At 54.1% G+C, this 22024-nt stretch carries 20 protein-coding genes; 8 read left to right on the top strand and 12 right to left on the bottom strand.

Annotated elements, in window-relative coordinates:
* Nucleotides 1-412: 412 nt before the first annotated feature.
* Nucleotides 413-1195 (bottom strand): polysaccharide deacetylase family protein, encoded by a 783-nt coding sequence (locus tag JMJ04_RS11300; protein ID WP_236037989.1) that lies wholly within the window; start codon nt 1193-1195, stop codon nt 413-415.
* A gap of 409 nt (nt 1196-1604) precedes the next feature.
* On the opposite strand from JMJ04_RS11300, the gene JMJ04_RS11295 reads away from it, so the two are divergent.
* Nucleotides 1605-2492, top strand: coding sequence for a nucleoside hydrolase (locus tag JMJ04_RS11295; RefSeq protein ID WP_201370589.1), 888 nt, complete (start codon nt 1605-1607; stop codon nt 2490-2492).
* Nucleotides 2493-2563: 71 nt separating this feature from the next.
* On the opposite strand, the gene JMJ04_RS11290 is transcribed toward JMJ04_RS11295, so the two are convergent.
* The gene (locus JMJ04_RS11290) at nt 2564-3469 is read right to left on the bottom strand and encodes a 4-hydroxy-3-methylbut-2-enyl diphosphate reductase (RefSeq protein WP_201370588.1); all 906 of its coding nucleotides are present in this window, start codon (nt 3467-3469) and stop codon (nt 2564-2566) included.
* Between the two features lie 74 nt (nt 3470-3543).
* Nucleotides 3544-3963, bottom strand: a complete 420-nt coding sequence (locus JMJ04_RS11285; protein WP_201370587.1) for a glutamyl-tRNA reductase — start codon at nt 3961-3963, stop codon at nt 3544-3546.
* Between the two features lie 681 nt (nt 3964-4644).
* Between JMJ04_RS11285 and JMJ04_RS11280 the strand changes: the two genes are divergently transcribed.
* The 4 genes from JMJ04_RS11280 (at nt 4645) to JMJ04_RS11265 (ending at nt 7843) form a co-directional block, all read left to right on the top strand.
* The gene (locus JMJ04_RS11280; RefSeq protein WP_201370586.1) at nt 4645-5217 is read left to right on the top strand and encodes an RNA polymerase sigma factor; all 573 of its coding nucleotides are present in this window, start codon (nt 4645-4647) and stop codon (nt 5215-5217) included.
* Between the two features lie 30 nt (nt 5218-5247).
* The gene (locus JMJ04_RS11275; RefSeq protein ID WP_201370585.1) at nt 5248-6093 is read left to right on the top strand and encodes a QcrA and Rieske domain-containing protein; all 846 of its coding nucleotides are present in this window, start codon (nt 5248-5250) and stop codon (nt 6091-6093) included.
* On the top strand, nt 6090-6536 hold the full coding sequence (locus JMJ04_RS11270; RefSeq protein WP_201370584.1) for a FixH family protein: 447 nt from the start codon (nt 6090-6092) through the stop codon (nt 6534-6536). Before JMJ04_RS11275 ends, JMJ04_RS11270 begins: the two co-directional genes overlap by 4 nt.
* A gap of 137 nt (nt 6537-6673) precedes the next feature.
* Nucleotides 6674-7843, top strand: coding sequence for a LolA family protein (locus JMJ04_RS11265; RefSeq protein WP_201370583.1), 1170 nt, complete (start codon nt 6674-6676; stop codon nt 7841-7843).
* 55 nt (nt 7844-7898) lie between these two features.
* Here JMJ04_RS11265 and JMJ04_RS11260 read toward each other — a convergent pair whose 3' ends face one another.
* A complete protein-coding gene (locus JMJ04_RS11260) occupies nt 7899-8222 on the bottom strand; it encodes a hypothetical protein (RefSeq protein WP_201370582.1) in 324 nt (107 codons plus the stop codon).
* Nucleotides 8223-8818: 596 nt separating this feature from the next.
* Between JMJ04_RS11260 and JMJ04_RS11255 the strand changes: the two genes are divergently transcribed.
* Together JMJ04_RS11255 and JMJ04_RS11250 are read left to right on the top strand one after the other, a co-directional pair.
* On the top strand, nt 8819-9313 hold the full coding sequence (locus tag JMJ04_RS11255; protein ID WP_201370581.1) for a YajQ family cyclic di-GMP-binding protein: 495 nt from the start codon (nt 8819-8821) through the stop codon (nt 9311-9313).
* Between the two features lie 513 nt (nt 9314-9826).
* Nucleotides 9827-13849, top strand: a complete 4023-nt coding sequence (locus JMJ04_RS11250) for a tetratricopeptide repeat protein (RefSeq protein WP_201370580.1) — start codon at nt 9827-9829, stop codon at nt 13847-13849.
* Nucleotides 13850-13907: 58 nt separating this feature from the next.
* Here JMJ04_RS11250 and hemH read toward each other — a convergent pair whose 3' ends face one another.
* The 8 genes from hemH to JMJ04_RS48660 all read right to left on the bottom strand — a co-directional run bounded on the left by hemH (nt 13908) and on the right by JMJ04_RS48660 (nt 20888).
* Complete coding sequence (hemH, locus tag JMJ04_RS11245) at nt 13908-14840, bottom strand: ferrochelatase (protein WP_201370579.1); 933 nt, start codon at nt 14838-14840, stop codon at nt 13908-13910.
* A 30-nt stretch (nt 14841-14870) separates the two neighbouring features.
* Entirely contained in the window at nt 14871-15944 is a 1074-nt protein-coding gene (hemE, locus tag JMJ04_RS11240) for a uroporphyrinogen decarboxylase (RefSeq protein ID WP_201370578.1), read from the bottom strand.
* A gap of 20 nt (nt 15945-15964) precedes the next feature.
* On the bottom strand, nt 15965-17044 hold the full coding sequence (hemE, locus tag JMJ04_RS11235) for a uroporphyrinogen decarboxylase (RefSeq protein ID WP_201370577.1): 1080 nt from the start codon (nt 17042-17044) through the stop codon (nt 15965-15967).
* A 249-nt stretch (nt 17045-17293) separates the two neighbouring features.
* Entirely contained in the window at nt 17294-17797 is a 504-nt protein-coding gene (locus tag JMJ04_RS11230) for a DinB family protein (RefSeq protein WP_201370576.1), read from the bottom strand.
* 79 nt (nt 17798-17876) lie between these two features.
* Nucleotides 17877-18896, bottom strand: coding sequence for a ParB/RepB/Spo0J family partition protein (locus JMJ04_RS11225; RefSeq protein WP_201370575.1), 1020 nt, complete (start codon nt 18894-18896; stop codon nt 17877-17879).
* On the bottom strand, nt 18889-19659 hold the full coding sequence (locus tag JMJ04_RS11220) for a ParA family protein (protein WP_201370574.1): 771 nt from the start codon (nt 19657-19659) through the stop codon (nt 18889-18891). Before JMJ04_RS11220 ends, JMJ04_RS11225 begins: the two co-directional genes overlap by 8 nt.
* A gap of 255 nt (nt 19660-19914) precedes the next feature.
* Nucleotides 19915-20427 (bottom strand): hypothetical protein, encoded by a 513-nt coding sequence (locus tag JMJ04_RS11215; protein WP_201370573.1) that lies wholly within the window; start codon nt 20425-20427, stop codon nt 19915-19917.
* A 200-nt stretch (nt 20428-20627) separates the two neighbouring features.
* Complete coding sequence (locus tag JMJ04_RS48660; protein WP_201370572.1) at nt 20628-20888, bottom strand: FmdB family zinc ribbon protein; 261 nt, start codon at nt 20886-20888, stop codon at nt 20628-20630.
* 399 nt (nt 20889-21287) lie between these two features.
* Here JMJ04_RS48660 and JMJ04_RS11205 point away from each other — a divergent pair, with 399 nt between their 5' ends.
* Nucleotides 21288-21998 carry a GerMN domain-containing protein gene (locus tag JMJ04_RS11205; RefSeq protein ID WP_201370571.1) on the top strand — a complete coding sequence of 237 codons (711 nt, stop codon included), beginning with the start codon at nt 21288-21290 and terminating at the stop codon, nt 21996-21998.
* Nucleotides 21999-22024: the final 26 nt, after the last annotated feature.

Genomic DNA, 22024 nt, shown 5'->3' with positions numbered 1-22024 from the left:
CACATCAAAGAAGCACTGTCAGTTTTGAATATATAGGGCAGCTGCCTTCACCTCATAAAACGTCTTGACACGATATATTCCACCGGATATAGCCTACAAACACCTTCCCTACTAATCTTCCACCAATAGATATCTGCCCCCAAGTATAAGAGTATACACACATTCTATCGGCAATGTGCCAGTGTCGGTACAGGGAGAATAGCGACAAGGCGCCAGGCAGCCTGCTAGTTGTTCAGCTAAGAATTATACCAAAAACTCCTATCGCCATGCCAATCGAGTGATTGTCAGGTGGCATCTGCTTCGGCTCGCTACGCGAGCTTGTAAGAGTAAGGGGTGTGTGCGTGGAAAATTGGGCAAAGCCCAATTTTCCACGCACACACCCCTTACTCTTAGAGAAAATGGCTACTCTTTTCTAGTTGGCGTCCGCCATGAGTTCTGGGACCGTGACGAGCTTAAAGCCGCGCTGTTGCAGGCCGGTGATAATGCGAGGGAGAGCCGCGATGGTCTGCGAGCGGTCTCCACCGCCATCATGCATAAGGATGATGCTCCCATTGCCAGCATTATTCAATGCAGTGTTCACAATCGCATCCACGCCCGGCATTTGCCAGTCCTCGGTATCAATGGACCACAACACTGGTGTCATATGCAACGCATTGGCCTGCTGCTTTACTGTGTCATTAATGGCCCCATAGGGAGGGCGGAACAGTACTGGCGAGGTACCAGTAGCGCTCTTTATCGCGTCAGAGGTCATATGCAATTGCGTATATATATCCTGCGCGGATAGGGTTGTGAGGTCGGGATGGCTCCAGGTGTGATTTCCCACCACGTTACCGTTCTGCAACTCCTGATTTACCAGGTCTGGAGTCGCCTGCACCTGCTGGCCAATACAGAAAAAGGTGGCTTTGACCCCATATTTTTGCAGAATATCGAGCACCTGCGCGGTATAGGCCGCGCTCGGACCATCGTCAAAGGTCAATGCGATTTCGTTGACCGCATCGCTTCCCTGAGAGAAGACGCTCGCTTTCACCGCGGGCGGAATAGGCTTCGTCTCATCTTTGATAGGCGTTGGTGTCGGAGTGGTTGCCGCAGCCTGCGCCGAGGCCCTATGCGCAGAGTTGGGATAGGTGATTATATAGGAGGCCCAGGCGCCAAGCCCTACGATCAGCAGGAGGGTCGTCATGATCATCTTTTTCATAGCCGTTTTCTCACATATACTTTTTATTTTTTATATCGGCACATTTAAACTTATTCATTAAACAGCAGATGTTGCGAGAGATCTTGTTGACAGGTTTCTCTTGTCTCTCTTGTCAAGAAGCATACCCGGAGAATGAATGGTTGAGTATGATACACATCACAATTTGCCTTGAGGTGAGACATAGGAGAGGAAGTTCACAGATTTTGAGCGAGCCAACACACATTCTCCACTCGCTACGCTAGCCTTCAGGGGTAAGGGGTATATGGTGGATGGCTGGCTACGCCAGCCATCCACCATATACCCCTTACCCCTGAGCGCCGCAGGCGCGAAGGGGCAGAAACAGCTTATTTCTACATGGCTATAATAAAGTAGAATATCAACTAGCGAGCGAAGGAGGCAGCCAGGTACTATGTCTTCACCTACAACATCCAGGACCCATGTCATCCTCGATACAGATATTGGCAGCAATATTGATGATGCGGTGTGCCTCGCTTACCTCCTCGCGCAGCCAGCGTGTGATCTCCTGGGTATTACCACAGTCACAGGAGAACCGTATCTACGCGCCATGCTCGCCAGTAGTCTCTGCAATGCCGTGGATAAGGATATCCCCATCTATCCCGGGGTTGAGCAACCTTTGATGACACCACTACGACAGGCCCATGCTCCTCAGGCCATGGCGCTCGCCAACTGGAAACACGATGTCGACTTTCCTCATGGACAGGCCATCGCCTTTCTCAATCATGCCATTCGCGCCTACCCGGGCGAGGTGATGCTGCTTGGAACCGGACCATTGACAAATATCGCGCTCCTCTTCGCTACTCAACCAGATATCCCCCAACTCCTCAAGGGCCTTATTCTGGCATGTGGCCAATACACGCTTCCTGGACGTGAATGGAATGTGCTCAATGATCCCTATGCCGCCGCCATTGTTTACCGGGCCAATGTGCCCATTCATCGTAGTGTTGGCTTTGACATCTCCGAACAAATCAGTACACCTGCCGGGGAATTCCGCGCGCGTTGTCACCTACCTCACCTGCACCCGGTTCTCGATTTCGCGGAGGTCTGGTTCCAGCATAAGGAAACGATTACGTTTTACAGTCCTCTGGCTGCAGCTACAATTTTTGATGAACAGGTCGCAACCTTCACGCCTGGCACGATTAATATAGAACTCAAAGACGAAGAGCTATTAGGCAAGACCTACTGGCAGCCTGACGGGCAGGAGGCACGCCATCAGCTTGCTACAAATGTGAATACGCAATACTTCTTCGAGCACTTCTTTGAGGTCTTTGAAGCATAAAGAGTAATAGGGGATGAACTGGGTCCCGGCAAGCCTGCGGTTTGCCGGGACCCAGTTCATCCCCTATTACTCTAAACGTTGCTTGGTTCTTCGATCTGATCAGGCTGATACTCTTCCAGGAAACGAATCACGGCACGCGTAATCTGGCTAGGTGTCGAGGCACCCGCTGTTACCGCAATCTTATGCTTGCCCTTAAGTAAGCTGAGGTCGAGCTGGGAGAGATCCTCGATACGCACTGCGGGTACGCCGGCTTTCTCCTCAGAGACCTGGACCAGGCGATTGGTATTATTGCTGCGTGGATCACCCACAACCACGGTCAGATCCGCGCCCCTGGCCTGATCAGCGACCGCTTCCTGGCGCGTCTGGGTCGCGCGACAGATATCGACATAGACCTCGGTCTGAGGATATTTGGTCCTAATATGCTGGATGACGCGATGGGTATCCCAGAGCGAGAGCGTAGTCTGAGTCGAGACGGCCAGCTTCTGTAGCTGGTCCTCGCTCAATGCCAGGACATCGACATCAGCCTCGGTTTCCACCAAGCTAATATGGCCGGGAACCTCACCTATGACCCCTTCAGGCTCGGGATGGCCCTTCTTGCCGATATAGATCACATAATAGCCCTTGGTGACCAGGTCCTTAACCAGGTCATGTGTCACCGTGACATCAGGGCAGGTCGCGTCGATGCAGTAGAGGCCACGCTCCTGGGCGCGCCGCTTCACCTCAGGCGAAACGCCATGCGCGGTAAAGATCGCGGTCCCCTGCTGGATATTCTCCAGAATCGAGAGGCGATCAGGGCCATCAACCGTGATCACGCCCATGCTTGAAAGCTCTTCAATGGCATGGCGATTATGAATAATCTGTCCAATTATATGAATAGGCCGGGGAAGAGAGGCATCCTTGGCCGCTTTACGCGCGATATTTAAGGCGTCTACAACACCATAGCAGTAACCACGAGGCGATATTTTTATAACTTCCATTATTGTCCCTTTACCAAGAGTTCAAGCCGATCAAAACCTTCCATATATAAGACGACTTGAGTGTATCATATGGATCAAGACGCCTTCATTTCGTTTTTAATTATTATTCGGCGCAAATCTTCGGGAGTGTAGAGGCAGACCGCTGGCAATAGTCCAGCCATCTCTTCTACTGAAGGCGTGGGCGAGAGATCAAAGATAAAGAGAGGGCTGCGGCGCCCGGTGCAGGCTGTCGCCAGTTTCGCGGCACTCAGCTGAATAGCAGATCCTCCATTATCCAGGGTAGGCACACTGATCAAGAGATCAACGGCGGGGAGGAGAGACACAATATGCAGTGACGTATCTTCCTGATATACCTGTCTCATCTGAGCATCGCGCAAGAGATATGAATAGGGGTTTCGTCGCTCTTCGGGACCAATCAACAACGCGGATCGACCTTGTAACCCCCCCAGGCAAGCCTCAGCAATAGACACCACCTGTGGTGCGATATTAAACATAAAAATGGTGCTCCTCTACCCTGGTTACACAACCAGATCCCCATCTAGAAGATGCAATTATTGGCCAATTAAGGCTCTATAGATGGAGGTCCTTTAGAAAAATACGTACGTTTATACTATAGCAAACCTGGTCCAACGGCCATCAGGTACCCACCCTATTTGCTGTACATTTTCTACCTAAGTTTAGGAACAAAACCACTATCGTGCTTTCTTCCCTCTGAGTGCCGCAGGCGCAAACCCCTTACTTGCCTGGCAGGCTTGGGAAGAGCATATATACTTACAGTAGAAGCAACACAGGATGTTAGCCAGAAGCACAAGCAATTATAGACCTGTAACCTTAAACGTAGTTATACACGACAACCAGCCATGTGTACTAAACTGGCAAGAAGCTCAAACACGCCTGGTAAGCCCATGCGGCCAAGCATACTCCATCTGGATAGGTACCATATAAAACCTACAGATCTACAGTATGGTAGATGCTCGCCAGGTAAGGTAGATACCGCGCACCCTGATTCATACTACTGGCCTGAAGCCAACCAGCCCGATAGAATACTTCCCAGGCAGATCTCAAGCACAAAGCAAAGCGCGGATACCAGGAGCAAGCAACCAGGCACTATAGCTCGGACATGCAAGCTCGCCAGCAACGCTCATGGCCTTTTCCAGCAGAACAGGGCATTCGCTATGGACCAGCGAGAAGAGGGTGCATCGCAGCCTGGCGTACGGATTGCCAATGTAGTGCTGCAACATTTTTATGAGGACAATATCGGCTTGATTTACCGATATATGTACAGTAAGGTAGGCAATCGAGAAGAGGCGGAGGACCTAACCTCACAAACATTCATGAAAGCCGTACATGGGCTGGATCAAGAACGCTCGCCTCAAAGCATGCAGAATTGGCTGTTTCGCATCGCGCAGACCACCCTGGCAGACTACTGGCGTATCCATTATCGCGTTCCTACCAGTTCACTAGAAGCATTGTTAGAGGCGGGCTGGGAGGGACCTATAGATGAGGATGAGGATGAGGAGACGCAAACATCATCAGCCTCCTCCCTTCAGGCCACAGAGTACGTACAACGCATCTTACAGGCCCTTCCCGACCACTACCGCGATGTACTCATTTACCGTTTCCTCTTAAATCTCTCGATTAAAGAGACAGCCAGGAAGATGGATCTAACTGAAGCCAACGTGAAAGTGCTTCAGTTCCGCGCACTCAGGCGCGCAGCCGAACTTGAAAAAATACTTGTAGAACAGTAGAACAGTAGAACGACACCAGGAACAAGGATTATGTCGGACGAGGACCAGGACCTTCTTGTAGAATACGCCGAGCTAGAACGCTATATCGAGGCTTTACGCATGGAATGCCCAACACAGCCACCCCGGCTCCCTCCTGGGCAACTTCCCGTGCTACGCATGTATTCATGCTTACGCGCCGCCGCAGCCAAAGATATAGCGCCCTGTCCCTTCTTTGTAGAGCGCTTGCAGCAAGAACTCCTCTCATCCCTCACAACCCAAACGAAGCATGATCAAAAAACTTTAGATCTAGACAAGGCCACCTCACCACGGCCCACGCCAACCGCAACCGGCGAAACGCCTCATTTATCTACGTCTCACCCTAAGCGGGAACTCTCACGTCGCTCGCTTCTGACGAATAGCGCGGTGGCTGCAGCCTCCCTTGCCGCAGGAGCCACATTCGGCTCCATACTTACCAGGCAAGCCAGCAATAATCAGCCGCCGCATCAAAAAGGTCAGGGATATGCCACCAAGATCGTCCCCGATAACATCCTCTCACACTGGGAACCCATCGCGCACCTCGACCAACTAAAAGAAGAAGCACAACGCTTCCAAACTGAGGCTTTCGCGGGCTATATTGTGCGCTATGACCAGGACGATGGGCAAGAAGCAGGCAAGATTGTAGCCCTAATGGCGACTTGTCCCCATATGGGATGCCTGCTACAATGGGATAGCGATGGACGTTGCTTCGCCTGCCCCTGTCATGGCGGCCTCTTTAGCAAGTATGGGGACCCTATGCGAGGCCCCGTGCTCTACCTGGCGGCGCTCCCTCGCCTGGAAACTCGCATTCAAGATAACCAGGTGTACGTCAAAGTACCCGGCGCAGGTAAAAAAGCATGAAGCCATACTTACGCAGAAATATGCTGATTCTCGCCGTGGGAATCGGCTTTCTCCTTCTCGTGGCCTGGTTTGGCGCGTTTGTCAGTAATGTTGAGTCTCAAAAGGCGCCCACCGCCCATGTTCAGAGCAAACAAGTGGGGGCCTACACGATCACGCTCCAGGTCGATCCCAATCCCCCTGTAACGACCCATCCAGCCACCCTCGCGTTTCAGATCGTACGTACAGGCAAGCAGCAACTCGTGACAAACGCGCATCTCTTCATTAGCGGAGACATGGAGGAGATGAATATGCAGACGACACAGGCCGAGGCACAGCGCCAGGGCAATGGCGTCTATAGCATGCGCCTGCAATTCTCCATGAGTGGGTCCTGGTTGCTACGTGTGCATCTTGAAGTACCCGGCTCTCCCGCGCAAGACACCAGCTTCGAAGTCACTGTTCAGTAGCACAGCGCCCTCTCACCCTGGCATACTCCGCTAAACCGTGCTATATATAATGAGAGAGCATATCTTTGCTGCCATAATGCACGCATCCGTAGAAGGCCGTAGATATATATTAGATATCTATTGGGAGCACACCAATTATGAACCGCCATCGCTCTATACTCAGCCTACCTGCTGTCCTGCTGGTCATGCTAGCCCTGTCACTGAGCGCCTGTCAGCCAACCCCTACAGACGCTATGATCCATACAGGAACCTATCCTGGTATAAGCAACCTGGCCCTGACTGGTTCGCCGGGACAGCAACTGCTTGACCGCATTGCGCAGCGTCTCAATAGCGCGAAAACCCTGCATGGCAGATTCACCCTTACACTTCAGGGACGCGCAGCCACGGGTACAATCAGGCTGGAGCAGTGGAGCGCACAGGGAGGCAAGAACCGGAATGAGACGCTCACCTCAACGCTTCCACAGGCGGTCGCGGGGAGCCTCACGGTGAGTGATGGTAAAAAGATGTGGCAGTATGATCCCTCACAGAAGGTTGTCTATGTAGGTCCCGCCCAGCAGAGTAGCTCTATCCTGGCTGTTCCTGGTCGCGGCCAGGTTCAGTTGCTGCTCAATACGCTGCTTTCTGTATTTGGCAGCAGTGCTGGTACACTTGTCAGCGATAAAACCAGCGTCGATGGCAAGGCGGCCTACCAGGTGCATGTGGTGCCCCAGGAGAGTGGTGATCAGGGTGGATCGAATACGGGGAGCTTAAGTTACCAGGGCGAGGTCTATCTCGATAAAAGCAGCGAGCAGCCGTTACGCATGGATCTAACGCTCGCCAGCCTGGGGCCGGTGAGCATGCATTTTGATGCCTTCGAGCTGAACACCCCTGTCGATTCAGGAAAATTTACCTTTGTTGTCCCCGCGGGAGTCAAAGAGGAGGCGCTGCCCACGGCAAGCAGTAGCAATAGCGACCTGCTCTCCCTGGCTCAGGCCCAGAAGAAGGCTGGCTATCGCCTGCTGGCCATCTCGGGGGACCATAGCGAGTACATTTTAAATGGTGTTACGACGCTTGGCACGCCGAAGAATGCCATTTACCTGCTGAACTATATGCAGGGCAGCCAGATCTTCACCATAGCAGAAGGAGCGCCCCTGGCGAACCTGGAGGGGACAGCGGGGCAGAGCCTCAAGCTTCGATCCACCAACGCGACCTTCGCGCAGATAAATAACCTGGCCAGCCTGGCCTGGACAGAAAAAGGTATCGGCATCCGTGTCACCGGGCACCTCACCCAGGATCAAGCGACAACAATAGCTCAATTACTGATCTAATTCATTCCCCAAGGGTGATCTGGTAGCATTGAGCACTGTCAATCAAGCGGGCGGGCTAATTGTGCTGGCAAGCGGTAATGATTTGTAGCGCCTGCTCACGGGCTTGTAGGCGGGTCAGCGTCACGACCTGGTGAAAGATCGCATGCCGGAGCAGGTTGCAGCGAAACGCGAAGTCGGCGTCGCGCTCACTCTCAGCGACTGTAGCCTCTAGTTTGCGAAGCTTTAACACAAAAAACGCGAGCCGTAACAGCTCAAAGTTGCGCGCCTGCTCCTCAGTGGCCATCTCGCCCCCATGCCAGAACTGCGAAATAGTAATTGAAGAGAGCGCGGAATCACCCTCGTGATGGGGAAGTAACTTAGGTCGTATATACTTCGCCATGATATGGCCCGATTACCTTTCACACTAGGCTTGCGTGTCGCATTCATCATCAATAATCCGCCACTCCTCCCTGAATGGACTCTAGCATTACTCTCCGTTAAACACAAGAGTGTGAAGAAGTAAAGATGCCTCACACATCGGTTAAGGAATCGCTACAATACAAAGCAAACATTTAAGAGGTTTCACCCCATGAAATCCCGCTTTGCTCTTATCTCATTGGTCAGGATAGAGGTTTACAATAAGTAGAGGCAACCCAGAAAATGCAGAGGCAGAAAGTACTAGTAGCAACTTTTGAAAAAGTGAGATAGCATTCTTTAGTATATTGAATGAATTCGAGAAGTGAGAGAGGCCAGGACGTCTCCTCGCCTTTTCGCGCTTTATAGTGCGCTGCCATAATTCACTGAGCTTCATAGTGTCCCACTTGGGGGATAAAGTGGCAATGATCGGCAAAATGGTTTACAATGCCCCTGAAACATGTGTCATACATCGATGTAGAATAAGTGGTGTGGTGCGCGGTGATAGCCTGCGCACCACACCACTTACCCGAAATAACTTGCACATGGGGATAGCTAGCATCAACCGAGGGAGAGGATTTTATGGCGGCAGAATGTTCATTTGATATAGTCTCAGAGTATGATGAGCAGGAGCTCGTAAACGCGATCGACCAGGCACGTCGTGAAGTGCAGACGCGTTTCGATCTCAAAGACACGAAAACTGAGATTACACAGACGAAAGATACCATTGTCATCAACACCGAAAGCACACTCACGCTCAAGGGTGTGCGCGATATCCTCGAGTCGAAGGCGGTCCGTCGCGGCCTATCATTGAAGATCTTCAAGCCAGGTAAAGAGGAAGACGCGGCCTCAGGGCGAGTACGCCAGGTTATTGAACTGCAACAGGGAATTGCGCAAGATCTCGCGAAAAGTATTACCAAAACCATTCGCGATAAATATCCCAAGGTCAAGCCACAGATTCAGGGCGAGGCTATTCGCGTTTCAGCCAAGAGCCGCGATGAGCTCCAGGCTGTCATTGCGCTCCTGAAAGAGAAAGATCTTCCCGTTCCCCTCCAGTTCATAAATTACCGCAGCTAATCTCTTAAGCTTCCGTATAGGCAGGAAGTCCCAGAAGCATGCCAACCGTCGAGGCAACCATGCAAAAGAGAGACACAAGCAACGTTTACTTCAATGAGCCTGGGAAAAGTGGCGTCTACAACAGAGGCTTCCTCCTCCCAGGCACGAGGTAAGTAAGAAGGCTTCGCGTCTCTAGCCAGGGGATAGGCAAACACGAGAGAGTTGTCGGAGGCATAGTCTCCTACCACATGGTAGAGCGCCGATATCTAAACGCGCTCTGATCCCCCTATAAGATGGTGTAGAACCGCCTACAGAGCTTTTTTGGCCTTGTGAAGCATTCAAGCGAACGCACGTTTTCTTCCCTGGTTCTGTCTCAAGTACTTTAGTACCAAAACAAGTGTCCAGGTGGGATATTTGTAGTACGCTAACTTCTGACTAGGCTAAGCTAGACTCATTGAATCGCCTTCCTAGCCTCAGAGATGCATGCGCGATAGCCATTGATATGTAGTTCTCTCGATTGAGAAAGTTGATTTTATGCCTGGGAACCGACAAGTCTTTAGTACAGCCGTCAATGCTGCCGACCGCTATCGCTGGGATAGCCAGTGGGAGACAGCATTATATGAATATCAGCAGGCACTCAAAGAGTTCCCAGAAGATGTGACCGCGCGTAGTGGGGCGGGTTTCTGCTATATGCAGATGAAGCAGTGGCAAAAGGCACTCGAAGAATACGCCTTCGCGCTCCAGCGCGATCCAAGCAATGTCATTGCTTTAAGCAAGACCGCGGAACTCTATGGCATACTCAACAGACGCCAGGATGCGTATCAAGCTTATTTACACCTGGCAGATCTCTATTCTCAAGCTGGCCAGGGCGCGCGCGCCGAAGCGGCCTGGCAAAAAGCGGTTCAGCTTTCTCCCAGAAGTCCCGAGCCTCACGAGCGCCTGGCAAGCTACTACTTTGAAAAAAAAGATATCGCGGCCATGCTTCAGCAACGCCTGGCTGCCGCGCAAGGCTATATAGAGCAGCAGGATCTGGCCGCCGCACGTACACAATGCGAAGAAGTCTTAAGAGCCGATGGGTCGAACCTTCAAGCGAAGCAGCTACTGGCCCAGATTACAAATACCATGACAAATATCATGAATGGACCGCCAGCGGCGGCAGGTCCCCCGGGGAACCAGGTCTTTCCAGAGACCCAGGCCGCTTCCCCCGGCTCTGCACAGGCACAGCAAGCAGCACAAAAAGCTCAAACACCTTTTTCCGATAATTTTCTAGCCGATACTGTTTCATCGGATAATATCAGCGGAGGTAACACTGGCATCATGGGTAACATGGGTAGCATGGGCAACTTCGGTGGGGTGGGTCCAGACTCATCCCAGGTACTCAATAGACCTGTAGGCGCGCCTCGCAATCGTATTACAGCTAACCAGGTCACAGAGGTCTTGAAGCAGGCCCAGATTTTTCAAGACCAGGGTCGTTTCAATGATGCTATCGACCTCTGTGAGCAGATTCTGGAGAGCGGCTTCGATAGGCCAGACGCCCGCTATTTTCTTGGCTGGCTTTATCAAGAGCAACAGCGCTGGGATGACGCAATCAACCAGTTCCAGTTGCTCCTTAACGATCCAGATTATGCGCTCTCTTGCTATTACGCACTCGGTCAGTGTTACCGTGCGCGTGGCGATTTGCGTACAGCCACCATCCACTTTGACGAGGCAGTCGACCGCGTCAACCTCGATGCACTAACCGTTGAGGAATCTGACCAGCTGGTTCAGCTCTGTCAAGAGGCAGCAGAAGCCCACCGTTTGCTGGGCGAGCAAGAACAGGCCATGACGGTCTATAACGCCTTGCTGGGTTTCTTACGCAGCCGGGGCTGGAACGACAAGGTCGCGCAGGTGGAGTTCATGCTCCAACAGGCCCAGAACGCGCCTTTGCCAACGCGGCCGGTCACACCGCCACCCGCGCAGCAGGCACCACAGCAGCAACATGCACAGACCATCTCTGAAGCCTCGACGATGATGTTTAATACCGCGAATATCAATAATGCGCTTAACACTCCGCAGGCCCCTCAGGCACCCCAACAGCCACAGGCTCCGCAGCCCGCGCCTCAGCCTCAAGGTCAGAGCGTGGTCGGCGAGCTTCCCGACTGGCTGACTGGCATCATTGGTGAGAACGAGCAGCCACCACAGCCGGCATCACAGCCGCTGCCACAGCAGCCGGTCGCACAAGCGCCAACCTCGACATCCTGGCTCACAGATGATCCTAAGCCGGCTCCTGCGGCTGACAACCTGGCCCTGCCTCAGCAGCAGCCCGCGTCACAACCGCTGGCCCAACTGCAACAACAGCAGCCTGCGTCGCAGCCGCTGGCACCCAGCCATGTTCAGCCCTCAGCCGCTGAACAATTGGCTGCGCTCCAGCAGGAACTATCGGCACCCATTCAGCCAGTGGCGCCGATTCCTGCTCCGGCATCGGCCTCACAGCCAATGCAAGCGGTTCCGCCTGTCCAGCAGCCTGCCGCGCCCGCTATCCCTACCGCACAACAGATGTTACAGGCGCTGGGAACACCTCCGCTGACCACCAGTGGAGCACCCGTTCCTCTCGAGCAGATGAACCTGATGCTGCCCGGCAGCACTCCCTCGCAGGAGTATCGCGCCGTCACCCCCGAGCGCAAGCAGTCAACCGAAGAGTTGCTGAGCCAGATGGCGGGAAACCAGGGCAATATGCAGGCGGCCGAGGCGGTTCTTGCCAGCACGGCCACGCTTCCCGAGAGCGTACGCTCGCAGGTTGTGCGCTCCATGCGCGATATCCAAAACTACATCAACCACGGCTTACTAACGCCCGCGACTGAGGAGTGCCTGAAGGTCATCGATATGGCTCCCCAGTACCTGGACGTTCACCAGGTGCTCTGCGAGATCTACGTCCGCCAGAACAAGATTGAGCAGGCCATTACCAAGTATGCCATCCTGGTCGATACCTACATCGTAAACGGGCGCATTGAGGATGCTATCGCGACCTATCGCCGCATCCTCCAACTTGAGCCAAATAACCTGACCTATCGCATGCGCCTGATCAATCTGCTCTCCTCTCAGGGCAATAAAGAGGATCTCTTGCGCGAGCGCACCCTTGCCGCGGAATCCTACCTGCGCCTGGGCTATATGGATCGTGCGCTGACCGAGCTTGAGCAGGCCCTTCAGGAGAGCCCAACCAACGTACCAACGCGCCTCAACTACGCCCTGGCCCTGCAAAAGCTAGGCCGTAGTCAGCAGGCGGTAGCGGAGTACCAGCGCGTCCTCCAGGTTGATCCACGCAATATCACGGCCCTGGTGCGCTGGCATATCGCCCAGGTCACCAATATTGGTGCCATCCGCGCCAACACGCTTGAGGTGCTCAATCGCATCCGCTGGCAGTTGCGCGGCGAGGGGCAGAAGCACGCGGACACGGTTATCCGCGAGTACACACAGACCGCCGATATCTATCCCAACAACGCCGATGTGCATTACTCTCTCGGCCAGGTCTACCAGCAGTGCGGAAACTTTGACCAGGCGCTCGACTCCTATGCACTGGCTAGCCGCGATAGCGCGGTAGAGGTGCTGGCACGCGTTGGTAGCGCTCACTGCTATCTGCGCCAGGGCAAGCCAGAGGCGGCTATTCAGCAGTTCGAGCAGGCGCTACAAGCTGTGCGCCGTGCTCCTGCCTTGCTGGACCCCACCACATGGGCCGCACGTCCACGCGAAGAGGGTGAAGAGCACAAGGCACCCGAGGTCGAAATCTCGCTCTTGCTGGCCCAGGCCTACAGACGTAGTGGGCGCCAGGATCAGGCCGAGAATATCATGCGCCAGGTCAAGCAAGTGCGCGCCGGCAACGACGAGGTCGCTTCAACTCTGGCGGAGATCTCAGCACGCCGCCCGGATCCTTCGACCGCCGTTCGTGAGTATATGGATCTCGTTCGCCACTACCGCCAGAGTCGTCAGGTCGACAATGCGCTCAAGGTGCTCAACGAACTAGTTCACCTCGCCCCCCAGGAGCCACAGGCCCACGAAGAATTGGCCGACATCTACATCAATCGTGGCCTGCTCGACGAGGGTATCGCGGAATTGCGCCTGCTAGTTGATGCTAACCTGCGCCGCAATAACACCGCCGAGGCCGCCGCGACACTTCAGCGCATCGGCAATATCTATGACGAGACGGGTGATAGCGAGGAGGCCCTGGCTGCCTTCTGCCGCGCCGCGGAGCTGGACCCCAACTCGATGGATCTGCTGCGTGAGGTGGTTGGCTTCTGCTTCCGCGTCGGGCATCCTCAGGAAGCGGCCAGGTACCAGGCTGTTATTGCTCGCCACTACTTCGAGACCCAGCAGGTCAAAGAGGCTGTGGCCGCACTACAGCAGTTGATTACGATTGATCGCAACAACTTCGACGCCTACGATATGCTTGGTCAGACCTACCAGGCCGTTGGCGAGTATGAACAGGCCAGCCGCGTTTACCGCAACCTGGCCAAGATCAATCCCGGCAGCTCAATCGCTCGCGAGCGCCTGGCAACCCTCCAGGAACTTCGCGCAGGTTTATAGTCACAAATACAAAGAAGCGGTGGCGTCGCCGACGCCACCGCTTCTTTGTATTTGTGACTTATAGTGTTTCGCGTACTACCTGGGCCAGGGCTTTGATAAAGAGTGGCGAGGTGTTGAGCGACTCGATGCGCGCGAAGTGGATGTTATGCTCCTCGGCCTGCTCACGTGCACCCACCTCGATATCATATAGGATCTCCAGGTGATCGGCCAGGAACTGCACCGGCGCGATCAGCACATGCTTGCGACCAGCCGCCTCCAGTTCGGGCATGATGTCGGCAAAATCGGGCTTGAGCCACTCCTCGGGGGTATGGCCCGCACTCTGATAGCAGAACATCCAACGATCATCGGCCAGCCCAACCTCTTTCGCGACCGCGGCGGCGGTCTCCTTGAGGTTGTTGATGTAGTCGGGCTCATTCTCGATGACGCGCTTCGGCATGCTATGGGCTGTCAGTAGCACTGGCACCTGGTCACGCTCCTCGGGCGCGAACTTCTCTTCGAGAGCCTGGCGTACACGTTCAGCAAGCGCCTGGATAAATAGGGGCTGCAAGTGCCAATCGCCAGCCACGCGCACTGGCATCTCTGGTCGACCAAGCTGGGCCGCGGCCTCGTTGAGAGTACGCACATAGCCACCCATAATAATGGGCGAGAACTGGGGCGACATCACGATGCCAACAAGTTTGTCGGCGTTGCTGGCAACCTCGGGCAGAACCTCGGAGATAAATGGATGGGAGAAGCGCATTCCGGCATCCACACGATAGTGCGTATCGCCGCCATCCTTATTCAGCTCCCCTTGCAGGGCCGCGGCCTGCTCGCGCGTGATGCGCACCAGGGGCGAGCCACCAATCAAATCATAGCGGCGGCGAAACTCCACCACCAGGTCCGGCTCAGGCTCGCGTCCACCACGCACATTGAGCATATATTCAGGCACCTCATCGAGCGTCGATGGGGAGCCATAGGTCATCAATAGAACGCCAATATGTTTCTCTGCCATGATCTCTATCCTTTATCTTTCTCTCTATCTTTACCTCTGGGTTTGTTCGTGGACTGCTTCTACCAGGCGGCGCAACAGGTCAGCTTGCGAGCCGATGGGCATGGCGTGCCCAAAGTTGAAGATGTGCCCTGGGCGATTCGCCGCGCGGCGTAGGACATCGCGCATATTCTCTTCAATGACAGGCCAGGAGGTTAACATCAACGCGGGATCGAGATTTCCTTGAATACCGCGCTCATAGCCGATCCGCTCCCAGGCAGTATCCAGATCCATACGCCAGTCAATGCTCATTACATCGCCACCTGCCTCAGTCATAACATTGAGCAGGGAGGCCGTGCCTGTACCAAAGTGAATGGCGGGCGCGCCAGTCGCTTTGACGGCCTGAAAGACACGCTGCGTATAGGGCAGGACAAAGGTGCGATACGCACTGGGACTAAGCGAGCCAACCCAGCTATCAAAGACCTGCACCACATTCGCGCCTGCCTGCACCTGCGCCACGAGGTAGTTGGCAATCACCGTGGAGATCTTCTCCATCAGCGCGTGCCATAGATCGGGGCGGCTATACATCATGGCCTTGGCGTGGCGGTAATCACGCGAGGGGCGTCCCTCGATCAGGTAGCACGCCAGGGTAAAGGGGGCGCCTGCGATACCAATCACCGCCTGTTTGCCTTCAAGCTCACGGCGAATCAGGCGAATTCCATTCATGACGAAGGGCGTCACCTCGTCTCGGGCAGGTGTACGCAAGGCCTCGACGGCCTGTATATCGCGGATAGGATGGTGAATGATGGGGCCAACCTCCGGCTCCAGGTGCAGTTCAACGCCCATCTCTTCGATAGGTAGCATGATGTCCGCGAAGAGTACGGCGGCATCCACACCCAACTCCTGGATGGGGAAGAGCGCGACCTGTGAGCTTAGTTCGGGCGTTTTGGCGATGGTGAGGACATCATATTTCTCCAGCATCTTGCGGTACGCGCCAAAGGTGCTGCCAGCCTGGCGCATAAACCAGACCGGCGTCGCATCGGGCTGGCGGTGCTCACAGGCGGCCATAAAGCGTGCCAGACCGGTATGCTCTGACACGGTTGAGAGGTTCTTCTTCTCTGCTGACATAGTAGCTCTGCTCCTCCCTACTACCTCTGCGTCTCGGCGTGAACGGCCTCGACCAGCTGGCGCAATAGATCTGGATTGGTGGGAGGCAATACGCCATGCCCCAGGTTAAAGATGTGCCCCGGGCGATTGGCCGCGCGTTTCAAGACATCGCGCATGGCACTCTCAATCACCGGCCACTCGGTTAGAAGCAGGATGGAGTCCAGATTTCCCTGTACGCCGTGCTCAAAGCCAACGCGCTCCCAACCTTCATCAAGCTCCACATGCGAATCCAGGCCAATAATGTCTCCGCCCGCCGCAGTCATCGACTCCAGCAAGGCACTTGTGCCAGTACCAAAGTGGATCGCGGGGATACCTGTCTGCTTGACACTGTCAAAGATGCGGCGTACATACGGCTGTACATAGCGCTCGTAGACGCTGGGGCTAAGCGCGCCAACCCAGCTATCGAAGAGTTGTACGGCATCGACGCCCGCCTGCACCTGCTCACCAAGATAGCTCTGGGTGACCGTTGTTAATTTCTCCATCAGCGCGTGCCACAACTCAGGCTGGCTATACATCATGGCCTTGGCATTACGATAATCGCGCGAGGGGCGTCCCTCGATCAGGTAACACGCCATGGTAAAGGGGGCACCCGCGAAACCGATCACCGCCTGCTTTCCCTCAACCTCGCGGCGCACCATCTGGATCGCCTGCATCATATAGGGCGCGATCTCTGGTCCATTTGGGATGCGAATATTTTCAACATCCTGCTGATTGCGAATAGGGTGGTGAATGAGCGGTCCAACTTCGTGGCGGATCTCAAATGAGACGCCCATCGCCTCAAGTGGCGTCAAAATATCAGAATAGATAATCGCCGCATCCACGCCAAAGGTTTTGACCGGCATCAAGGTGACTTCCGTGCTCAACTCAGGAGTCTTGACCATTGTGAGCATGTCATATTTCTGGCGTAGGGCGCGATATTCCGCGAGACAACGCCCCGCCTGGCGCATAAACCAGACCGGCGTCGCGTCGGGTTGACGATGATAACACGCGTCCAGAAAACGCGCCACGCCCGTGTGAGGAGGGGGCGTCTTCGCGGTAGAAGTAGCTGTATAGTGCTGCATTGCTTCCATTAATCCTTGTATCGATCAGCCCGGTGGGCCTGATTCTGCATCTTCTATTGCAGGGCCTGATGCCCTCTGCGAAATCTCTTCATATAATAGCGTGCTTTGCGTGTCCTGACAAGGAGAAACCTACCAAAACCTGTTTGAGAATTACGTTTTTGTAGAGATTTTAATATAATTATGCCGAAGAAAATGTGCTGCTCTCTCAGGCTGCCGCTGGCAGCCTGAGAGAGCAGCACATTTTCTTCTCTAAATTTCATGGGGGCGTTGTTCGCGGGCGAGTTTTATGCGTGCCAGATGCTGAGCATGGCGCTGGTCATGCTCAACCAGGAGTTGAACGAGCTGGGGAAAGTTGAGCTGGCCCTCGCGAGGGTGGCGATATACTCGCTCCCAGCCTGAAGGGGAAAGCTCCGCAAGGAACTGAAAGAGTTCTTCGCGACGCGCGGCCATACCAGCCATGATCGCTTCGAGGGTCGCTGGTAGCTCAGTATTCGCTCCAACCTGGGCTGGCCCCTCGATTTCAGCGAAGGAGAGAAGCGGATTCTCCTCGCTCTGCACACGCCGCATCTGCTCCAGAGTTTCACCATCCGTTACATACAGGTGATAGGCGACCTGGATAGGAGACCACTCAACCTTACCGGGCGAGAGGGCCAGTTCCTCGCGACTAAACTTTGCCAGTTGCCCGAGAAAAGCAATGCGCGCGGCGACTAACTGGCCGCGAAACTCCTCAAATAGATTCTGCTCATCTTCCACTATCTTCACCCCTCTAACAACTTAGAGTAGTGGTTGTATGCGTGCGGGCAGTCTACGGCTGCCCGCACGCATACAACCACTACTCTGCATCTTCTTTCTTGACCAGGCGTGAATAGAGGCCCTCCAACTCATCCTGATCGTTAAAATGGAGCACAAGTGTGCCTTTGCCTTTGGCGTTACACTTAAGATCTACTTTGACCATCAGGGAATCGCGGAATTGCGATTCGAGCGACTCCAGTTCAGGTGTGCGACCCGATGTCGTCGTAATCTTCTTCACTGCGGCCTCGATATCTTGCGAGGCTTTGATGCGCGAAGCCAGCTCTTCGGTCTGGCGCACATTTAGGTGGAGCGCGATTACCTGGTTCATCGCGGTCACCTGGTCTTCCTCGCGTGTAATACCCGCTAAGGCGCGAGCATGGCCTTCTGTGAAGATATCTGGCTGATTGACCAGGGCCTCACGCAACTTGGGTGCCAGTTGCAGTAAACGTAAGGAGTTTGTGATCGTGGAGCGATCCTTCCCCACCTGGCGCGCCACCTGTTCTTGTGTCAGACCAAAGGTCTGGACCAGCTCTTGATACGCCATCGCCTCTTCAATTGGATTGAGATCGGCGCGCTGGATATTTTCAATGAGGGCCAGTTCCAGCATTTGCTGCGGCGTTACCTCTTTGACGACGACGGGTACCTGCTTCAGGCCCGCCATCTTGGAAGCGCGCCAGCGACGCTCACCCGCGATGATCTGGTAGCGCACGATCGCCTCATCGTTCGAGACAACCGCTGAAGTAGACTCGCCCGGCTCACCAAACCAGCTATCGCCCGTATCGGCGCGCTTTTCAGCCTGGTCCAGGCGTGCCACGACAATGGGTTGTAAGAGTCCATGCTCTTTAATGGAGGCACTCAGTTCGAGGAGTTTGGGATCATCATCGCGAAACACTTTACGAGGCTGCCGTGGATTGGGGATAATGCTTTCCAGAGAGACCAGGGGCAGAGCGCCAACATCGGCATTCGCGGCTGGCGCCTGCTGTTGGGGCCCCATCACATCGGATGCGCCCGAGATCAGGGCATCCAGGCCGCGCCCCAGACCAAAACGTTGTTTAGCCACGAGCCATTACCTCCTCAGCGAGCGCACGATAGGCTAGCGCACCCGGAGACGTCGGATCGTAGTCCAGAATTGGCTGACCGAAGCTGGGAGCTTCACTCAAGCGGACATTGCGATTAATGATCGTTTGAAACGCCTCTTTGGGAAAGTGATTGCGTACCTCGCGCACGATGTCACCGGCCAGGCGGGTGCGTGGGTCAAACATGGTCAGCACCACCCCGGCAATAAAGAGCGATGGGTTCAACTTATTTTTGACAATATTCACGGTGTTGAGCAATTGGGTAAGGCCTTCGAGCGCCAGGTACTCACATTGGATGGGAATCAAAATACCATCAGAGGCCACCAGGGCATTAATCGTCAGTAGACCAAGGGAGGGTGGGCAATCAATAATGATATAATCGCAACGATCACGAATGGGCTGAATGGCGTCGCGCAAGCGATGCTCGCGCGCTAGCGCACCTACCAGTTCCACCTCGGCCGCGGCCAGATCGACCGTGCAAGGGGCAACCACCAGCTCGCGTCGATCAGAAGGCACGATAACATCAAAAATAGTGATTGACTCATCCTCCTGCACCAGCAGGTCATAGAGCGTGTGTTGGCGTTTGCGATCCGTGACGCCAATCCCGCTGGTGGTATTGGCCTGAGGATCCATATCTAAGAGCAGCACCTTCCGGCCAGCGGCTGCCAGGTACGTGGCAAGATTAATCGCAGTTGTCGTCTTGCCCACGCCCCCTTTTTGGTTCGTGATTGCGTACACTTTTGACACGGATTACTTACCGTACCTTTCATCTCGCCATGCCAACGGAGACAAGCTAAGCATAACAGTTCAGAAACATTGTAACAAATGGGCCTGCCATAAGCAAGAATTCTGCCTTCTGTACTTTCTCACGCACGATATAGGCAGGCAAGAGGAGTCGTTTGAAGACTAAGAAGATTAACAAAAAAGCGTTTACCGCACCTTATGCAGAACAATATACAGCATCAACGAAAGGCGGAAGACAAGGTAGCGTGATATACGTTCCTAGAGGGTGACACGATTGCCGCCCGCGGGCATAGTAAAGCGCAGGAAGCCACCTCCAGCCAGGCGAGTGCAGATGACAGCAATGGTATAGAAGGCTAATAAGGTGAGGGCAGTCTTCACTTCAGCCAGGGCAAAAGCACCAGGGGTCAGGTGATTTGGACCGCCTTGCAGCATACGCAGCAACGCAGGTCCCTGTTGGATGCCCCCAAAGGGATTAACCGCCAGGCCAAGCCCAAGCGAGATCACCAGATCAATCCCCAGGCACCAGGCAGCCATCAGAGGTCCCAGGAACACAAAGCGCTTGCTCAAACGCTCACGCCTGGTAGAGGTCATGCGGCGAGCCGCCCAGATAGGCGGAACTACGTACTCTAAAAACATAAAGAACATAGGGGCCGCGACATAGGTCCAGTCTGGAAAGACAAGGGGGCTAATGAGCGCGCAAAGACGACCAAGAGTAAAGAGAATAATTCCTTCGATGAGACCACGCCGATAACTTACTTTGTTAAACAACATATGCCATAAACCTGTCTATAGATGCCTCGCGCGACCAGAAGAGCCAGTCCATGAGAGACCCTGCTACCAGGCGCCCCCCAGGCCGCTACCAGGACATACTGCCAAGTTCGCTATACATAGGAAATGTCTACTGCGCCAAAATACTTACTACTTCTCCGAAAACCCTGAGCGCGCTTGTCCCCGAATGGGGGAAGCGCTAGTCACGTAAGTGACGTTGGGTTTCGGAATAAGATCTTAATGACATCCACAGCTACCACCACCACACCCGCAGCCACCCATAGAGGGAGAATAGTCGTCTCCACCATCTTCCGCCCCCCACGCTGGGCAGCAAATACAGAAAGAAGTCGACGCACCTTTTCGCTATGACACTTCATACACACGACATCATCCGCGTGCTTATAGCTGACCAGCAACTCAAATTTGTTCTTGCAGTCTGGGCAGTAATATTCGTACAACGGCATGTAGAAAACACCTCCATGAAATATGGGGAAGACATTTTGATCCAAGAATATTGTAGTGCCTGCTCTACCCATCGTCAAGTGCGCGGGCATGGGATTATGCAGCAAAATCAGGCGTTCAAAACATCTCTGAATGTGATGAAGTTCTCTGCCAAATTGTGAAACACCTCATAACAAAATGCTACAATTCGCACTATCATACCTCCAGAAGTACCATTTCCTCTTTGACTGGCGTGTAAAATGAAACATGGAGATCCGCTTCTCGTAGAAAAGCACTCTTAAAAGAAGTACTGTTAGTTAACATGCATACTATATTCTCTATGTTATGTTTCCTTTGAAGCTTGTAACACTTTTCTCGTGTTTAAATTACAGTTAAACGCTGAACAAAAAGGAGTGCCCAACATGAGTGGTAAATCGCAACGACGCCTTGTATCCACTAACTCTATGTGCTCTTCGCATCTCTTCACAATACTCACGCTTAGTCTGCTCTTCGTACTCGCAGCCTTCATTACCGCCTGCGCTAGCGATAGCGGCACCGGTCGCAACATCGCCAGCCAGACCAGCACAACGAGTACCGCTACCCCAGCCAGTAGCCCTACAGGCTCCACCAATGGCAATGACAGTACTGCCAATAATGGTGGTCAGCAGCCCACCAATACGGGAACCAGCCAGCCAGGCAAGGAATATCATGTCAAGGTCTACTTCTCGAAGCATGGCCAGGATAGCATGACCCTGGTCTATCCCGTTAACCGGACCACTACAAGCCAGGCCGTTGCTACCGCCTCCCTGCAATACCTGATCGCGGGTCCCAATGCCAGCGAGCAGGCACAGGGGTACTATACCGAGCTAACCTCTATGCTCAAGGGCGCCTCCACGTGTGGAGCGGATTTCACTATTAAGCTCAACACCAAAGGCAGTACCCCTGAGACAGGAACCGCCACCGTTCAATTCTGCCGAGATCTCAGTTCAGCGGGAATCGGCATGGATGCGCGTGTGCAGTCACAGATCAATACCACGCTGAAACAATTTCCCACGATCAGTAAAGTGATCATTCTCACGCGCAGTGGAAATTGCTTCGGTGATGAGAGTGGCGCGAATATGTGCCTCCGCTAGGTTCTATACATTCCGGATAAAGGATA

This window comes from Ktedonobacter robiniae, assembly GCF_016587375.1.
In the GTDB taxonomy this organism is placed as follows: domain Bacteria; phylum Chloroflexota; class Ktedonobacteria; order Ktedonobacterales; family Ktedonobacteraceae; genus Ktedonobacter; species Ktedonobacter robiniae.
This window is presented reverse-complemented; position numbering and strand designations above follow the sequence as displayed.

Coding starts and splice junctions, on each gene's coding strand:
- JMJ04_RS11300 (WP_236037989.1), bottom strand. CDS start 1,195: ATGAAAAAGATGATCATGACGACCCTCCTGCTGATCGTAGGGCTTGGC.
- JMJ04_RS11295 (WP_201370589.1), top strand. CDS start 1,605: ATGTCTTCACCTACAACATCCAGGACCCATGTCATCCTCGATACAGAT.
- JMJ04_RS11290 (WP_201370588.1), bottom strand. CDS start 3,469: ATGGAAGTTATAAAAATATCGCCTCGTGGTTACTGCTATGGTGTTGTA.
- JMJ04_RS11285 (WP_201370587.1), bottom strand. CDS start 3,963: ATGTTTAATATCGCACCACAGGTGGTGTCTATTGCTGAGGCTTGCCTG.
- JMJ04_RS11280 (WP_201370586.1), top strand. CDS start 4,645: ATGGACCAGCGAGAAGAGGGTGCATCGCAGCCTGGCGTACGGATTGCC.
- JMJ04_RS11275 (WP_201370585.1), top strand. CDS start 5,248: ATGTCGGACGAGGACCAGGACCTTCTTGTAGAATACGCCGAGCTAGAA.
- JMJ04_RS11270 (WP_201370584.1), top strand. CDS start 6,090: ATGAAGCCATACTTACGCAGAAATATGCTGATTCTCGCCGTGGGAATC.
- JMJ04_RS11265 (WP_201370583.1), top strand. CDS start 6,674: ATGAACCGCCATCGCTCTATACTCAGCCTACCTGCTGTCCTGCTGGTC.
- JMJ04_RS11260 (WP_201370582.1), bottom strand. CDS start 8,222: ATGGCGAAGTATATACGACCTAAGTTACTTCCCCATCACGAGGGTGAT.
- JMJ04_RS11255 (WP_201370581.1), top strand. CDS start 8,819: ATGGCGGCAGAATGTTCATTTGATATAGTCTCAGAGTATGATGAGCAG.
- JMJ04_RS11250 (WP_201370580.1), top strand. CDS start 9,827: ATGCCTGGGAACCGACAAGTCTTTAGTACAGCCGTCAATGCTGCCGAC.
- hemH (WP_201370579.1), bottom strand. CDS start 14,840: ATGGCAGAGAAACATATTGGCGTTCTATTGATGACCTATGGCTCCCCA.
- hemE (WP_201370578.1), bottom strand. CDS start 15,944: ATGTCAGCAGAGAAGAAGAACCTCTCAACCGTGTCAGAGCATACCGGT.
- hemE (WP_201370577.1), bottom strand. CDS start 17,044: ATGCAGCACTATACAGCTACTTCTACCGCGAAGACGCCCCCTCCTCAC.
- JMJ04_RS11215 (WP_201370573.1), bottom strand. CDS start 20,427: ATGTTGTTTAACAAAGTAAGTTATCGGCGTGGTCTCATCGAAGGAATT.
- JMJ04_RS48660 (WP_201370572.1), bottom strand. CDS start 20,888: ATGCCGTTGTACGAATATTACTGCCCAGACTGCAAGAACAAATTTGAG.
- JMJ04_RS11205 (WP_201370571.1), top strand. CDS start 21,288: ATGAGTGGTAAATCGCAACGACGCCTTGTATCCACTAACTCTATGTGC.